Origin of the sequence: Subtercola endophyticus (assembly GCF_021044565.1) — a bacterium.
Taxonomy (GTDB): Bacteria; Actinomycetota; Actinomycetes; order Actinomycetales; family Microbacteriaceae; genus Subtercola; species Subtercola endophyticus.
This window is the reverse complement of record NZ_CP087997.1, coordinates 2695880-2712400: the sequence shown is the minus strand read 5'-3', so window position 1 is coordinate 2712400 and position 16521 is coordinate 2695880. Positions and strand designations below refer to the sequence as shown.

Annotated in this window: 13 protein-coding genes; 7 read left to right on the top strand and 6 right to left on the bottom strand. The window is 59.4% G+C overall.

Features of this window, described 5'->3' with window-relative positions:
• Positions 1-159: 159 nt before the first annotated feature.
• From LQ955_RS12550 to LQ955_RS12540, 3 genes are read left to right on the top strand one after another with little or no spacing between them, the layout of a single operon-like run.
• Positions 160-1428, top strand: coding sequence for an O-antigen ligase family protein (locus LQ955_RS12550; protein ID WP_231024865.1), 1269 nt, complete (start codon positions 160-162; stop codon positions 1426-1428).
• 41 nt (positions 1429-1469) lie between these two features.
• Positions 1470-2447 carry an acyltransferase family protein gene (locus LQ955_RS12545; protein WP_231024864.1) on the top strand — a complete coding sequence of 326 codons (978 nt, stop codon included), beginning with the start codon at positions 1470-1472 and terminating at the stop codon, positions 2445-2447.
• 32 nt (positions 2448-2479) lie between these two features.
• Complete coding sequence (locus LQ955_RS12540; protein WP_231024863.1) at positions 2480-4645, top strand: acyltransferase family protein; 2166 nt, start codon at positions 2480-2482, stop codon at positions 4643-4645.
• Between the two features lie 49 nt (positions 4646-4694).
• Here the strand turns inward: LQ955_RS12540 and LQ955_RS12535 are convergent, their stop codons facing one another.
• The 3 genes from LQ955_RS12535 to LQ955_RS12525 form a co-directional block, all read right to left on the bottom strand.
• On the bottom strand, positions 4695-6023 hold the full coding sequence (locus LQ955_RS12535; protein WP_231024862.1) for an oligosaccharide flippase family protein: 1329 nt from the start codon (positions 6021-6023) through the stop codon (positions 4695-4697).
• Between the two features lie 75 nt (positions 6024-6098).
• Positions 6099-8129 (bottom strand): acyltransferase family protein, encoded by a 2031-nt coding sequence (locus LQ955_RS12530; RefSeq protein ID WP_231024861.1) that lies wholly within the window; start codon positions 8127-8129, stop codon positions 6099-6101.
• Positions 8130-8263: 134 nt separating this feature from the next.
• Positions 8264-9151 carry a polysaccharide pyruvyl transferase family protein gene (locus LQ955_RS12525; RefSeq protein WP_231024860.1) on the bottom strand — a complete coding sequence of 296 codons (888 nt, stop codon included), beginning with the start codon at positions 9149-9151 and terminating at the stop codon, positions 8264-8266.
• Positions 9152-9239: 88 nt separating this feature from the next.
• Between LQ955_RS12525 and LQ955_RS12520 the strand changes: the two genes are divergently transcribed.
• The gene (locus tag LQ955_RS12520) at positions 9240-9899 is read left to right on the top strand and encodes a YdcF family protein (protein ID WP_231024859.1); all 660 of its coding nucleotides are present in this window, start codon (positions 9240-9242) and stop codon (positions 9897-9899) included.
• 109 nt (positions 9900-10008) lie between these two features.
• Positions 10009-11541, top strand: coding sequence for an FAD-dependent oxidoreductase (locus tag LQ955_RS12515; protein ID WP_231024858.1), 1533 nt, complete (start codon positions 10009-10011; stop codon positions 11539-11541).
• Between the two features lie 179 nt (positions 11542-11720).
• Here LQ955_RS12515 and LQ955_RS20235 read toward each other — a convergent pair whose 3' ends face one another.
• Together LQ955_RS20235 and LQ955_RS12510 are read right to left on the bottom strand one after the other, a co-directional pair.
• Positions 11721-12020, bottom strand: coding sequence for a PqqD family protein (locus tag LQ955_RS20235; protein ID WP_390623382.1), 300 nt, complete (start codon positions 12018-12020; stop codon positions 11721-11723).
• Positions 12017-12964 (bottom strand): nucleotidyltransferase family protein, encoded by a 948-nt coding sequence (locus tag LQ955_RS12510; protein ID WP_231024857.1) that lies wholly within the window; start codon positions 12962-12964, stop codon positions 12017-12019. The genes LQ955_RS20235 and LQ955_RS12510 overlap by 4 nt, the downstream gene beginning before the upstream one ends.
• Positions 12965-13140: 176 nt before the next feature.
• Between LQ955_RS12510 and LQ955_RS12505 the strand changes: the two genes are divergently transcribed.
• Positions 13141-14454 (top strand): UDP-glucose dehydrogenase family protein, encoded by a 1314-nt coding sequence (locus LQ955_RS12505; protein ID WP_231024856.1) that lies wholly within the window; start codon positions 13141-13143, stop codon positions 14452-14454.
• A 56-nt stretch (positions 14455-14510) separates the two neighbouring features.
• A complete protein-coding gene (locus LQ955_RS12500; protein ID WP_255713584.1) occupies positions 14511-15992 on the top strand; it encodes a malate:quinone oxidoreductase in 1482 nt (493 codons plus the stop codon).
• Between the two features lie 56 nt (positions 15993-16048).
• Here the strand turns inward: LQ955_RS12500 and LQ955_RS12495 are convergent, their stop codons facing one another.
• Complete coding sequence (locus tag LQ955_RS12495) at positions 16049-16468, bottom strand: hypothetical protein (protein ID WP_231024854.1); 420 nt, start codon at positions 16466-16468, stop codon at positions 16049-16051.
• Between the last annotated feature and the right edge of the window lie 53 nt (positions 16469-16521).

Here is a 16521-nt window from a genome sequence, read left to right as displayed (position 1 = left end):
TGTTACGGGAGGCCGTGTACCCCGATCGAGGCACATGGCCTCATGGTGGTGGCCGACCGATTTGCGATATAAGGTACTGCTGTGGGGACTCTAATTTGGATCGCGGTGTGCGTGGTGGTCGCGCTTGCTTCTATCAGGCGCCCGATATTCGGAATCGCGTTGACGATCGTCGCCTACATTTTGATGCCCTATGTGGCTCAGACGTTGATCACCGGGGACCACGGCTGGCATCCGGCGTCATGGTTGGTTCTGGTCTGGTTCGGGGTTACTCTCCTGACCCGGCCCCAATCGATCGCGGCTGAGATCGGCCGCAGACCTCTGATCTACCTGATCGTGCTCGTCGCGGTCGGGGGAGCATTCCTCGTCAATGCCGTGTCAGGCCGCAGCGGCGGAATCTCGCTCATGGTCGACACCATGCTGGCTCCGGCTCTCTTTTTCGTGCAGCTAGGCATGTTCTTCGCTGGCAATTCGAAAGGCTTGCTTTCAGTTCGTAACGTGCTTCTCACCATGGCGGTGGTTGAGGTCGTCATCTCTGCAGCGGGTTGGATCAATGGGGCTCCGTTGTTCTGGGTCGAACAGTATTCGACGAAATATTGGTTCGCGTCATTCGGTGGTCTACGCGCCCTCGGCACCATGGACGATCCGCTCACGCTCGCATTATTCCTCTCTATGTGTATACCGCTCATCGCATCCGTGCGAAAAGGCTTGCCGCAGCTCGCGCTCCTAGTGGTAATGATGACCGGTATCCTCCTCTCTCAGAGTCGAACAGGCCTCTTGATCGGTTCCATCTCCGTCGTCTATCTTCTTGTTCGTAAGGGTGCATCGCTTCCGATCCGGATGGCAATCGCTGTCGGGTCTCTGATCGTCGTCTTTGCCTTCTTCTTCGGCGGTCTGGGCAACGACGTTCTGAGCAGACTGGCAGACGACAATGGGTCGTCCAACGCTCGAAACTTCGCTTGGGATTTGTTCTCGACGATCTGGCGCGACTACATCTTCTGGGGGAGCGGATCGGGGGCCTCATACGATGTCGGAAGCGCCGGCGGTTTGGCTACCAGCTTCGAGAGCGCGATCCTCATGTATTCCATCGACTTCGGAATCCTCATCGCGGTTCTCTATTTCGGCGTGATAGCGGTGGTCGCTCTCAGAGGGCTTGGTCGGGGGCATCTGCCGGGTGCCGGTCTTGCCGCCTTGGTCGGTGTCATCACCGTTCAGACATTCAGTTCCGTGGGTAGTCCGACCGCGGCAGGCATGCTGCTCTGGACGGTAGCCGCGCTCGCCGCTGCCAAATACGTGATGCCCACAGATGGGCCTCCCGAGATGATTCTCCCTGCGGAACCTCTTGAGCTTCCGGTGCAGAATCAGACGAGGCTGCCTCAGCGAACGATGTCGCGTACCAGCGCACTTGGCCTGGATCGCCCGATTACGTAACCTACTCCGGCCCGTGGGGTCGCAGCGAACGGGAGAAATGAATGCGTAACGCTGGCATAGACGCCGTTCGGATCCTCGGCATAGTCGCGGTGATTATCGGTCACGTTTGGACAGATAACGTCATCGTTCGCGACGTGATCTACACGTGGCATGTACCGGTTTTCTTTTTTCTGACCGGGTATTTCTGGACGAAGAACCGCAGCATCAAGACAGAGGTCTCGAAGAGGTCCCGCTCTCTCGCGATGCCCTATGTCACGTGGCTGATCCTCATTTCGGTGGCCTATATTCCCTGGCTCCTGGCCCAGGGTCTCTTGAATGTGCACTCGCTGGCGGACATCGTTTTGGGTGGTTCTCATCTCGGTCGACCATTTTCGGCGTTCTGGTTCGTCAGCGCCCTCTTTATCGTCGCCTTCGTTTATCGGCTGATCGAGCGACTTCCGAACTGGTGCGCCTGGGTCATCGCACTCGCGCTGCTGGCACTGGCGTACATCGAGCCGCATCTCGTCGCCGCTGTACCTCTCTCAGGTGGTGTCGCGGTCTCTGCATTGATCTTCGTCTTGCTCGGCACTGCCTTCCGAAAGTCTAGAACGCAGTTCTCGCGGCCGACGGTCACTGCGGTCGCGCTGCTGGCCGCGAGCGCTGCCCTGATTGCCTCCGGTGTCTCCAGACCGTTGGATATGAAACAGGCGAACTTCGGAACGCCTGTCCTTAGCGTGCTCGTTGCTGTCGCCATCAGTATCGCGCTGGTCTTGCTGGGCGAAACGTGGATACCGAAGCTAGGCAGTCGCGTTTCGCAGGTCATTATTTCTCTTGCAGGCGTTGGCATGATGGTGGTTCTGACGCATGCCATCGTTCTCTGGGTCTTGGGTACACCGCCGAGCGGCTCTGTAATTGCCCTTATCCTCGCTTTAGTCGTGCCTTGGACTGTGGCGCTGATCGTGGTGAGAACGCCTCTCGCACCTTGGCTGGTCGGCACACCTTCGACAAGAAAGCGACTAACGATCGTCGAGCATTCGTAGCCTTCTGAGCACGCTCGTGAATGGGGAACATCATGCCCTCTGCTGTCGGTAACGAACGACGGAGTCGCTCCGGAGTCAAGAAGGCCAGCTTCCGAAACGACGTGCAAGGTCTGCGCGCCTTCGCCGTCGTTGCGGTCATCTTCGATCATCTAATTGCTTGGCCCTCAGGTGGCTTCGGCGGGGTCGACGTTTTCTTCGTCATCTCTGGGTTCTTGATCACGGGCATACTGCTGCGCGACCACGAGAGGGTCGGCACCATCTCGTTCGTCGGCTTCTACCGAAAGCGCATTCGCCGAATCGTCCCCGCGGCGACGGCTGTACTCGTTTTCACTGTCGTATTGGGCTCGTTCCTCTTCACTAAGTCGCGAGAACTACAGACCCTATGGGATGCCGTCTACTCGTTCCTCTTCATGGCGAACTGGCATTTCGCCGCGGTAGGCACCGACTATTTTCAGGCGACAGGGCCGGTTTCTCCGTTGCAGCATTATTGGTCGCTCTCGGTCGAAGAACAGTTCTATCTCGTCTGGCCTTGGCTGATGCTCCTGGTTTTCTTCGTTGCCGCTCGACTGCTGCGAAAGCCCGACCACAACCGGATGATCATCGGTACGATAATGGGTCTGATTGTTGTCGCTTCTTTCGTCTACGCACTGTGGGAAACGAGTACCAACCCGACGGTGGCGTACTTCTCGACTCTGTCGAGAGCCTGGGAACTCGGCTTCGGAGCTTTGTTGGCGATAGCGTCGCCTTTGTTCAAGACCGTTCCGCCGATCGCTCGAACCATACTCGGCTGGCTCGGACTGATCGGAATCGTCGCCTCGTATTTCGTGATCAACGACACTTTGCCGTTCCCGGCTCCGTGGGCGGCCTTTCCTGTCGTCGCTACTGCCCTCGTGATCGCCTCCGGTATTGCGGGCCCCCAACGATTCCTCTTTCCCCTCACCAACAGGGTGAGCGTCTTTCTCGGCAACATCTCTTACTCGTTGTACCTTTGGCATTTTCCCATCATCATTTTCGCCTTAGTGCTCATGCCCGACCAGACCTTCGTTGTGAACTTGATCATCTTGGCCGCGATTCTCGCGATCTCGATAACGTCGTACTACTTCATCGAGCAGCCCTTTCACCTCTCGCCCCTGTTGAACTACTACGCAGGTCACAAGAACAGGCGTCGCCGCGATTGGCAGGAATGGCGAGCCCGATTCGGTTCGCAGTTCCGTTGGGGCGGGTTCGCCTTCGTGGTGGCTTTGGGAGTGACCTGTTTCACGATCGCGTTCATCCCTACGGTCAACGTCACACAGCCTTATCAAGCCGCCCCAGTGCCATCGGCTTTGACAACGTCGGCGGCGCCTGTGGTACTGAGCGCCTCAGCCCAGCTCGCGGCCGAGGTAACGGCAGCGGCTTACACGAATTCATGGCCGCAACTCGACCCGAGCATCGATCAGCTCGCAGATGCTCGAGTGCCCGAGATGGATCCCAGGCTGGGCTGCCTGCAGCCGACGAGCCTCGATGACGAGAGTCTGTGCACAGACGGCGACGGGCCGCAGAAGGCTGTCATCATCGGCGACTCGGTCTCTGTTTCGTGGATTCCCGCGTTCCGCGGCGTGCTGGAGCCGCGTGGCTACAGCGTGCGAAGCGTTGCATACGAGACCTGCCCGTTCGTGTCGCTGCAGGTGCGTCTGAAAGTCGGAGACCTGCAGTCGAGCCAATGCAATAAGAGTCGCGATAACATCGTCGACTTAGTAGACAGGCTGAACCCATCGCTGGTGATCGTGCTCGACTCGCAGTTCTCGATGAAGCAATTGCAAGACACGACGTTGACTGGTTCAGCGTTGACAACGGCGTGGACCTCTGCACGAGTCGACATGCTCAATAAGGTCAAAGCCGATGGCCGGCGGGTGATCTTGATAGAACCGAATCCCGGCGGGGCTGACATGAACGTCTGCGACACACCCGTCTCTTCGCCGTCGGACTGCGACTTCAAGATCGAAGCCGAATGGCATCAGCATGCTGACGGCGACAAGGCCGCCGCCGCGGCGGCTGGCGTGGAGTACTTCGTCGACCAGGACTGGTTTGCCGCCGGCGAAAACGTTCCCTCGTTCGCCGGCACGACTCCTCAGCGCTGGGACAATGGGCACCTCACCGAGCAGTACGCGACGTTGCTGATACCGCCGCTCGACGCCCAGCTCTTTCCCGCCACGTAGGCGTTCGCCCGGGCAACTGCGACACAGCGTCGGGGCTCCCGGCGTAACCTTACTTGGGCTGGCGTTTGAGCACGCGCTTCGAAACAGCTATGAGCACGCGCACGTCTGATGGTCTGATGAGATACAAGTCGAGCGGGTTCGTTTTCGACAGTCGGCAGAAAAACGTGATGCTGAGATTCGCCGACACGATGTTGCCGATCAATGTCGCGATGGCCGCACCCATTGCACCCATCGGAGGAACGAGAACCAGGAGCGCCAGTACGTTGATGACCACGGCGATGACAAGAGCCGAACTCCTAAGCCCTGGCCTGCCACGAGAGCTGAGTCCGGCACCCGCGACGGAGCCCGGAACTCCGATCGTGCCTGCGAGCACCAGAACCGACGATACAGCGACTGCCGGCTGGAACTCCTGGCCGAACAGCCAGGGAAACCAGACCCACATCGAACCGACCAGTACGGCGCCGATGATGATGGAAACTAGAAACGACACTCGGGCGCTCATGGTGAGTTTCGCCGTGTCGGCTTGTGCGGCATCCGAGGCCAGGATCACGTCGCGAACCGCATTGTTCACCACCAAGGCAACTTCGGCCACGCTGACAGCGGTGACGTAGTAGCCCAACTGCTGGGTGTTCGACAGCGGGATGATCAATACCTGGTCGAGGCGGCTGAGCAGGATGCCCGAAAGGGACCCAACCCACACGCGAGTACCGAAGCCCAGCAGGTCTCCTGAAATCGTGCGGCTCTTCACTCCACCTGCGTGAGGCACTGAGAGCTTGCCGATATTCAGATACGCGAGGCCGCCGATGATGGGCGAGAGGGCGATTGCGGCGATCGATGTCTCGACCGTGAGTACGCCGGCCAGCCAGAGTGCGATGACACCGCCCAGGCGCACGAACGCGGTGATGTACTTCTCACGATTGACCAGGCGCCACTCGTGATGGCCCGACGCAGCGCCACGCAGGACGGCGATGAGCAGAGTGGGGACGATAGCGAGTGAGGTGATCGAGATGAGATGAGCGATCTCCATCGATCCACCTGCGAGAAACGGCGCGAGCAATATCGAGACGAGAGTGCCGATCACTCCGCTCACTCCAACTAGCAGCGTCGCGTGAGCAAGCGCGAAGCGTGCGATTTCGGGTCGCTTAGCCGTCAACACCGTTACCGCGGCAGGAAGACCGACCGTGGCGAGTGCCGTCATGAGGAGCAGTGGGGAGGTGGCCGCGCCGACCTCGCCTCGCGCCTCGACACCGAGCGCGCGGGCGAGAATCGGAGCACTCGCGAATGCTGCTGCCGGAGCGATCAGGTTTGTGATCGCGGCGACCGCCATGTTGTGGCCGACGTCTCCGGGGCCAGCAGTGCGTGAAGCTGTACGTGCCAAGGGCTCCTGCGTTCCGAGCGAATTCAAGGTGTGGGGGGATGCTACCAGCCGCTTGTGACTGACGTGTTTCGTGACCTAGTGCAGAATCTTCTCTGCTTCGACACCGAAAACGCTGCCGAACTTCGCAGACCAGACCTCGGTGATGTGACTGGTGTCGCGGTACACAAGTGTGTTTCCGATCACTGGGTCGCATTCGGTCGATGTGCAGAAGTAGTCACTGAGATCGAGATAGCTGCCGCCCAACCGTTCGGTCGTGGCCTTTTGCGCGGCTGCCCAGGTGGAATCGAGGGCGCTCGAACGCGGGGCGCCACAGGCGAGCGCGTCGGTAAGGTTCGCAGACAGACAGTCCGGCGCGGATTCGTTGAATTCGGGGGTATCGCTGACCACCATGATCTTGGTCGTGGCTGGAAGCTCTGCGCGCGTCTGCGTGAGGCCCTGAGACCAGACCCTCTCGGGGTCGCCCGTCGAGGCCAAGGGATCTTCGCGTGAGTACGACAAGATGACTAGGGCCGGTGCGACCGAATCCAGCTTTTTCATGACGCCCTCACGCCAAGTGTCGCAGGCGGTGTAGGGCGCATTACGTGAGGTGACTCTGACGTCTATGCCCGGGCATCCGACCTTCGTGTATGCGAGCAGCCGGACTCCTGCGTTGTCTGCCCATGCATCAACGCCAGCAAACCAGTGCGCTGCGTGCGAGTCGCCGAAGAGCACGACGGTCGTTGCCGACGACAGATCGCCGAATGCGCAGTCATTCACTGTGGTGCCGTCGTTCGAGTCGATGTGGCAGCCGTCGCGATGTATCTCAGAAGTTGAAATGGGGGCGCCCTCAAGCGTTGGCTGCATGTTCGACGGCACGTAATCTGTCGATACGGGAGGAACGGTGAGCGGGCCGGATGCCGCGGACTGCCCCGAACTGGTCGCAAAGTTCGACAGCGGCACAGCAGCAGCCGCGGTGAGGGCCACAACGAGTACAGACGCCGCGAGACCGGCCAGGAGAGTGCGCGACGGCCGGACCGAAGTGATTCGCTTGTTCTTGCGGAACGGTTCCTCAATGAACCTGAAGGTCAGGTCGGCAAGCCCCACCGCGACCAGCATCAGCAGAACTTTGACCCACACGGGTAGCGGATGATCGAGACCGACAGCGGCTTGCGGAATCACGAGCAAGGGAAAGTGCCACAGATACAGCGAGTAGGAGATCTTTCCGATGTATTGGAACGGCTTCCATTTGAGCCCGGCTTCAGGGCCGAAGATCTGCTTATTCGTGCCGACAAAAATGACGAGCGCGGTCGCGAGCACAGGCAGAAGTGCCGGGAAGCCCGGATAAAGCGTCGTATCGGTGTAGATCAGACCGGTGATCATCAGTACGGCGATCCCAGCCCAGCCCAAGACGGCCGCAAGGACGGAATTCTTGCCGAAAACTCGGCCCGTAGAAGCCGCGATGCCCACGAGTCCGCCGACCGCGAACTCCCATGCCCGAGTGGGTAGCGAAAAGAACACGTAGGGCTGGGAGCGGCCGAGAACGACAATGCACAAAACGAACGAGATCAGGGCCAGCACGGCAACCGCTATCGCGAGACGACGCCGGGATTTTCGCAGAACACGCCACAAGACGAACAGGATGATCGGCCAGAAGAGATAGAACTGCTCCTCCACGCCAAGCGACCAGTAGTGCTGAAATGGCGACGGTGCGGTCTCTGCTTGGTAGTCAGTTCCCAGGGCGGCTAGAAGCATGTTCGGTACGTACAGCGCGGTGGCTATGGCGCCCTGAACGATGCTTGCCCGCAAGAGAGGTGGCATGAAAATGAAGGCTGCGATGGTCGTGACGATGAGCACGAAGAACGATGCAGGAAGAATGCGCCGCATTCGCCGGGCATAGAAGTCGGCGAACTTGATTGTGCCGGTCTGACGCAGCTGAGACAGCAGGTGGCTCGTGATGAGAAAACCTGAGATGACGAAGAAGACGTCGACCCCGATGAATCCGCCGCTGAAGACGACCACGTTCATGTGATCGATGACCACCAGCAGGATGGCGATTGCGCGGAGGCCTTGGATGTCGAAACGAAAGAGTTGGCGCGTTGCAGGTTTCGATATGACAGTACTGGTCACAAGCGCTCCAATCGGTGTCAATCTCCGCGATGGTGATTTGACTCTGTGGGCAAATGATGCGACGCTGCGTCCCCCGAACAGGGCGAGTCTATCGCAACGCGCGAAATCAAACTCTCAGCGAAGCGCATGGATGCTCACCGCAAGGCTCTCGAAGCGGCGAGGAGCCCGGTATTCAGCTCATCGATGGCGACCGAGACAGCCTCGGTGTTCTCGATCGCTCGAGAAATCAACGCATCGCGTGCTTTACCGTTCGCGAGCACCTCCGTAAACGAAATGACCTCCGTGTGAAGGTTCACTGACGCCAGGTAGTCGCCATATTTGTAACCGGGTTCGGGGTCGACCGTCTCGGCGAATGAGATCAGCTGCACCGGTCGACCGAGTGCGTGGGACAGAATCATTCCGTGCATCCCCGAACTGGCGACGAAGTCAGAGCTGGCGATGTGGTGCAGCATCTGCCGGACTGGAAGGTTGGGGGCAGCGATGGTGAATCCGGCCGAGGCGAGTGCTTTCATCTTGCGTCGACCCGCATTCGAGTTATATACCGTGAAATGCGGAATGAGCAGTTTTGGGATGCGACGTGGACTCGCCTGAATACCAAAGTTCCGCACGAGGAGGCCCGGGTCGCCGAGCGGGATATCCGCAGCCAGGCCGAGCGCATCGCGCGTGCGCGGTCCCCGAACGGCCAAGAACCTCTCAGATACGCGAGCGGCTTGTTCGGGGCTTACCGAAGGCTGGTTCAAGCCGCTTCCCCAAATAAGTCCGACGCCGCCTTGCGTGAAATACGGCACCAGAATCGAACCGACGGCGACGACATCTTCTTTTCCCAGCGGAGCCCAGTCGACCGAGCGCCCAGACACTTCTGCCAGCAGAATGTGATTCAGTTCGTCGCCATAGTTCGACAGAAGCGAGGATTTCGGTCGCGAGAGTCGGACCCAAGCGGCCGAGTGCTGCTTCATCTCGGCGCCGAACGTCTTGAGAGAACGTCGAGGAGACCACCAGTGTGCCTTCAGCTTGCCGACCAACGAGAAGTCCAATCTGTTCGAAAATGCAGGTTGTGACGTGAGGCTCGCTTCACAAGGGCTGACGAGCCAGCGTGACTGAAGTGTATCTGTGGCGAAACCACGACTGCGCGTTGACAAAACTGCCGCGCTCGGGTTTGGTGAGAATACTGCACGACGGGGTGACAATCAAACCAGATGGGGCCGGAGCCGCGATTTGTCCAAAAGTGCAAAGCGATTCATTGTCGCCGCGAGTATCGTGCTCGGGCTCTTCTCGAGTTTCGTCGTCGCGGGGCTGCCCCTCTATGTCTTTCCGCAGGTCGATCGCCGACAGTACACCGACGCCATTTTCGTTTTGGGCCCTTCGCTTCAATCGAGAGTGAGCATCGCCAAGAGCATGGTGGATGCAGGACTATCCGATCGAATCGTCATTTCGGTGCCCGCCGGCGGTTCCGCCGACGATTGGACGCGTCAGGCGTGCGCTGGCGAAACGCCATACCTCGTTCGCTGTTTCACTCCGCATCCGTTCACGACCGAGGGCGAAGCGCACTACATCGCAGACCTCTCAGAGGCGCGTGGATGGAACAAGATCACTGTGATAACGGCGACTTACCATATCTCTCGTGCGCGCTTCGTCATCAAGCAGTGTTATGCGGGCCAGCTTGAGATGGTGAATGACACCGCGCCGTTGCCGCTGAGCGTCTGGGCCGCCCAGTACATCTATCAGACGGGCGCGTTCTTCAAGGCGATCGGCGCCGGTTGCTCATCGTGACTAGTACTCTCGAACGCACCGCCGCGTACAGCGGGCGGCTGCCAGACCGCACAGCTGGGGTCAGCGAGAAACGAGGGGAGCTCGGTTGCCTGACATATCTAGACGAACGTTGATCAGATCGATTGGAGCGACCACGCTGACCGGCGCCATGATCACGCTTGTCGCCGGGTGTGCGCCCAATTCGACTCCGGGGGCGAAACGAGTACTGGTGTACGGCGGTACGCCTTCGGGCATCGCTGCAGCAGTCGCCGTTGCACGGGAAGGAATCGACGTTCAACTGGTTCTCGGTGAGAGCCCGCTCGGTGGCATGATGACAAACGGTCTGGGTCGATCGGACATCGCCAACCCGGCTCTCGTCGGCGGGCTCGCTGACGTTTTTTTTCGTCTCGTCGGCAAGATATATGGCCAGGTCGGCCCGGTCTACAATTTCGAGCCACACGTGGCCCTTCAAGCGTTTCAATCGATGCTCGACCAATACGCGATCAAGCCAATCGCCGGGGTGGTCGATCACGTTGTGAAAAACGGGCTGGCGCTCACGGGGGTGGTGCTGCTGGATGGAACCACGTTGACGGCTGACGTGTTCGTCGATTCGTCGTACGAGGGGCTGCTGCTGCAGCAGTCGGGCGTGCAGATGACGTACGGGCGAGAAGCGACTTCGGCATTCGGTGAGAAGCGTGCAGGCTACGGCTATCATTTCACGCAGTTCCCCGTTCCGGCGGGGAAGGAGGCCGGGGTGGAGTCGGAGGGTCTGTCGGCGACCCCGACGCAGAAGATCGGCGCCGCCGACTCCAAGATCATGGCCTTCAACTATCGGCTGTGTCTTACCGACGATCTCTCGAATGCGGTGCCGTTCAGCAAGGCGCCGAACTACGACGCTTCGCAGTTCGAAGTGCTCGCAAGAAGCTTTTCGAACGGCGTTCCGTACAGCGTTCGAGCGCTTCAGGTCGCCCCGCACAAATTCGATCTGAACGGCGGCGGCTTCTTCGACACAGACCTGGTGGGGGGGAGCTGGGGCTTTCCGGTCGCAGATCTCGCCGGTCGCAAGTCCATCGCGGACGTTCATCGCGCCTACACCATGAATCTGCTGTACTTTCTTTCAAACGATCCGTCGATTCCGAAGCAAGTGCGAGAGCAGACCAGAAAGTATGGACTCGCTAAAGACGAGTTCGGCTCCTCCAACAACTTTCCGTCGCAACTATATATTCGAGAAAATCTACGGATGATCGGCGACGTCGTCCTGGTCGAATCTGATCTTCTTGGCAACAACCGAAAGCCGGATGCCATCGCCATCGGCGCTTACGCGATCGATTGCCATTACGTTCAACGCTTCGTCGATCGGAATGGAAACGTGGTGATGGAGGGAACGATGCCCTCAACCGAAACAGTCACTGGATATCAGATTCCTTATGGCGCTCTATTGCCGAAAAACACAGAAGCAAGCAACATCATTTCCTCGGTCTGTATTTCCGCATCTCATGTGGCGTGGGCGTCCTTGCGCGTCGAACCCACATTTCTTGTACTCGGCGAAGCGGCAGGCGTGGCTGCAGCTCTGTCGGCGAAGTCAGGTGACCAGCTGCATCAGCTCAATGCCGTTACCGTCCAATCGATGTTGACGGCAAAGGGTGCTCTCATTTCCGTTTGATCGCTAGCCGGATGTGGCGGACGAATCTTCAGAAGCCACTGGTTACTTTCGACGAGCGAGAACGATAGTGCCGATGATGACCCAGACCGTAGCGACAACGGAAACGACGCCGATCAAATAGACAGCCCAGCTTGTATCAGCCATTGAGCCTGCACCCCCGTATCGTCCCGTTCAAACAATTATGCGCGGTCGCCACGTTCGACCACGCCTTTCGAAACTAGTACAGATATGAATTGTATGATATCCGTCTCGATTTCGCGTGAATCGACTCGCATCTCACCCGAGATAAGAGCCGCGATCGCTGAGATCGTCTGAAATGAGGTGGTCAGTGACCGCCAGATTTCGATCCCCGTCTCCGAAATCGCCAACGGCTCACAAGACCGTTGATCAAGGGCCAGGATGATCAGCTCATCGGACTTGTCGACGACGGCAACGTGTTCGCGCCGTCGCACGTGAGTCTCACGAGACAGGGCCGTCATGGCTTGTATCTGCGGTTTCTATTGACCGCTGCGAATCTCGAAACCTCGGAGATCGCCCGAGGAATCTCCCGAAGTCCGTTGGCGATTCGGTTGACCCACCCTCGAATCAGGCCCCTCCATCCCGGCTCGAGCTCGGGATGGAGCCCGCGCAGCTCGGACGGCCGCGGAAAGGCGGCCCGAAACAAAACGGCGGTCTTCGTGTGCCACGGGGCCTGGGCCACCGCTAAGAGCCAAGCTCGCGTGTGACCTTTCGAATTCGCATTGAGGTTCCAGAGCCGCAGTTCCTCGCTCGGCGAGAGGTCGGTCGGGATCACTGCACCGAGGCGCCGCAGAAACGGTCGCGCTGTCTGCGTAGCGCCTAAGGCCAACGCTCGTGATGTCAGTTGGTCTGTGGTGATTCCCTCGCGCTGAACCGCCTTGACCAGTATCGGGATCTCGTCGAGACGGGACTCTGCGGCGGGCCGGCGAAGCGCATGCAACGCAAGAACGAGACTATTCGACACTCGATCGGGGGCGAAGACGGTGATCCCGGCGATTTCGTGCCGAGACCTCGTGTTCCAGAGCTCATCGAAGATCACCGTTCTGTCGCCCAAAAACCCGGGCCAGTAGTGGTGAACGTCGATATCTATCGGCCAATTCTCGTGAATGAGCGTTGTGGAGTGCAGCTCGATCAGCCACGGGATGGCCGGAGTAAATCGCTCTTGCCAGCCGGCGGTCTCGAGCTCGGCGGCCAGACGCTGAACCTGATGCGGCTCAACCAGCACGTCGACATCGGCGGAGAGCTTTTGCGCGCGTAATCGTTGCTGGGCAGCGACCGGGCCCTTGAGAACGAGCGTGCGAATGCCGAGCCGAGCCGCTCGATACGACACCCAGGCGGTGGCAAGGTCGACAGCCTCGCGCTGCCCGAGCGTAATTTCGTGCTCGGTCGCCTCTGGTACGCCCATACCGATCGAGTCTATCTTCGCGTCGTACCAGACGTGGCGCTGCCCGAAATGCGCAACTCGCACGGCTGGCAGTACGAGTCGTGCGACCGCGAGACCTATTCGAAACACGCACCTGGTATGAATGACTCGTAAGCACAGCGCTGTGACGTTCGGTTAGGCAACAAAGGGTAGCGAATATGAAGGTTTCGGTCATCGGGTGTGGCTATTTGGGGGCAGTTCACGCGGCGGCGATGGCCGAACTCGGTCACGAGGTCGTCGGCATTGACGTCGACGAGAACAAGGTCGCGATGTTGGCTTCGGGCACTGCACCGTTCTTCGAGCCAGGGTTACCCGAGATTCTCGCGGCCGGCATCGGTTCGGGCAGACTTTCGTTCACGACCGACATGTCGGCAGTGCGCGGGGCGCAAATCCATTTCGTGGCCGTAGGCACACCGCAGAAAAAGGGAGAGTATGCAGCGGACCTCACGTACGTCGACGCCGCGCTCGAAGCGCTCATCCCCTATTTGAGCGATGGCGACCTGGTTGCCGGTAAATCGACGGTTCCGGTCGGAACCGCAGCCCGTCTCGCGTCGATGATCGCCGATTCGGGGTCGGAGGCTGTGTTGGCCTGGAATCCTGAGTTTCTGCGCGAGGGCTTTGCCGTGCAAGATACGATCAGCCCCGACCGCCTGGTCTACGGTGTGCCCGCTGGTGATGCCGGCGAGCGGGCGACGGCGTTGCTCGACGAGGTCTACGCGGTCGCGCTCGCCCGAGACACTCCTCTCGTTGTTACTGACTACGCCACAGCAGAACTCGTGAAGGTGTCGGCCAATGCGTTTCTTGCCACTAAAATCTCATTTATCAATGCGATGGCCGAAATAGCCGAAAGCACCGGCGCCGACGTCACCCGCCTGGCTGACGCCATCGGTTTTGACGCGCGAATCGGTCGCCGGTTCTTGAACGCGGGAGTTGGATTCGGTGGTGGATGCCTGCCCAAAGACATTCGTGCGTTCACTGCTCGCGCCGAGGAGCTCGGGCGCGGCGAGTCAGTCGCATTCCTAAAAGAAGTGGACGCTATCAACTTACGTCGCCGGCAGAAAGTGGTCGATCTTGTCATCGAGTCGTTCGGCGGGGAAGTCTTCGGCAAACGAGTTGCCGTGCTCGGCTTGGCATTCAAGCCGGATTCCGACGACATTCGCGACTCACCCGCACTCGACGTGGCGGCAAAGCTGAAGGGTCTCGGTGCCGATGTCATCGCGACCGACCCGGAGGCGATCGCGAACGCTCAGCGAACGCATCCGCAGCTCGCCTACACGCATGACATTACGGCCGCGCTTACCGGTGCCGACGCGGTGGTCGTGGTCACCGAGTGGAAACACTTTCGCGAGCTCATACCGGCTGATATCGCCGAAATCGTCAACAGGCCTTATGTCATTGACGGCCGCAACTGCCTCGACCCGAACGCATGGCGGGCTGCCGGCTGGGAGTACCGAGGTCTGGGGCGTCCTTAACCTGTGACTCTCCGGGCGTCGCCGGGGCGAGCCGGGTGAGGTCTTAGAATTGTTGGGTGACCTCAACTACGGAACCCACTGACGTTGTTCTTATCGGTGGTGGCATCATGAGTGCCACCCTCGGCGCGCTGATCAAGCGGTTGCAGCCCGATTGGTCGATCACGATTTACGAGAAGCTCTCTGACGTTGCGCTTGAGAGTTCGAATCCGTGGAACAACGCAGGCACGGGTCACGCGGCACTATGCGAGCTGAACTACATGCCTCAGGCGAAAGACGGCTCGGTAGAGAGCTCCAAGGCCCTGGCGATCAACGAGCAGTTTCAAGTGAGCCGCCAGCTCTGGTCATACCTGATCGAGCAAGGTCTGATTGACGCGCCTGAGACATTCATCAATGCAACACCACACATGACGTTCGTCTCGGGCGAAGCCAACGTCGACTACTTACGGAAGCGCTACGAAGCACTTCGCGTAGAGCCGTTGTTCGAGGGCATCGAGTTCTCTGATGATCCGCGTGTCATCTACGGTTGGTCGCCGCTGTTGATGCGCGATCGCGCCAAGAGTGAGGTTGTTGCCGCAACGCGAGTGGCCGCCGGCACCGATGTCGACTTCGGTTCGTTGACGAAGCAGTTGTTCGACTATCTCGTGTCGAACGGGGCCGAATTGCTCACCGGTCGGAGTGTCACCGGTCTAAAGAAACAGAGAGACGGAACATGGAACGTCTCCGTGCGTCAGCTCGTCGGGGGAACACGCACGACGGTCAACGCGCGCTTCGTGTTCGTGGGCGCGGGCGGCGGCGCGCTGCACTTGTTGCAGAAGTCGGGTATCCCTGAGGCAAAGGGGTTTGGTGGGTTTCCCATCAGCGGAGAGTTTCTTCGAACCGACAACCCGAGCGTGGTGCGCGAGCACCAAGCGAAGGTTTACGGAAAGGCGGCCGTAGGCGCGCCGCCCATGTCAGTTCCGCACCTTGATAAGCGGGTCGTCGACGGCGAATCATCGTTGCTGTTCGGCCCCTACGCCGGGTTCAGTCCAAAATTTCTGAAGTCGGGGTCGTGGTTCGACCTTCCTCGGTCGATTCGGCCCGGCAACATCGGTCCCATGCTCGCAGTGGCACGAGACAATCTCGATCTTCTGAAATACCTCATCAGCGAAGTCTTTGCGAGCAGATCAAAGAAGATGAAAGCGCTTCGCGAATTCATGCCTACCGCCGAGGCGAAAGACTGGTATTTGATAACCGCCGGTCAGCGTGTTCAAGTCATGAAGAAAGACGCACAGCGCGGCGGAGTCTTGCAGTTCGGTACCGAGGTGATCACCGCTGCCGACGGGTCAATCGCGGGGCTGCTCGGCGCATCCCCGGGAGCGTCAACCGCAGTGCCGATCATGCTGGATCTGATCAGCCGGTGCTTCCCCGACCGTTACGACTCCTGGCTGCCGAGCCTCAAGAAAATGATTCCGTCGCTTGGCACCACGCTGAACGACGCCCCTACGAAGGCGAAGAAGACCCTGGCTGAGACTGCGAAGGTTCTCGATATTTCCGTCTAGCGTTCATCTCCGTCAGCGTTTTTCTGTCGGCTCTACCCCTGCGCTCTGACGATTTCTTAGGCTGCAACTTTCCAGCTCGCGCCCAGATCAGACGATGTGTAAAGAGATTTGCCAGCCCAGATCCAGAGTGTGGACGCGTTGATGGCCACAGCGATTGGTGTGGGTTGGGTGACTTCGGTGAGGCAGCCCAGCGAGTCTGGGTCGGAGGAACTGATCGAAGGTACGCTTTCGATCAGCAGTCCGTCGCAGGCTGCATCACCGAATCGGGCGACGACGTTGAGAGCATCTGACTCCGCCACTGCATAGACACCGCTGAGCGGACTGCTTGAGGGCGCAGGCGCGACACTGAGAGACGAGGTGCGATTGGGGTAAGCCTGCCAGAATTCGCCCTGTGTGTACGTCGACACGGCCGAAAGGGAACAGTCATCGCCGATGTGAGCGAGCAGGTCGACGTGAGACTCGTCGACCACCGTCAACGAGTCGGTTTCGCGAATGGCCAGGTCACTAGGGTTTGCCTTTACCCACGTGA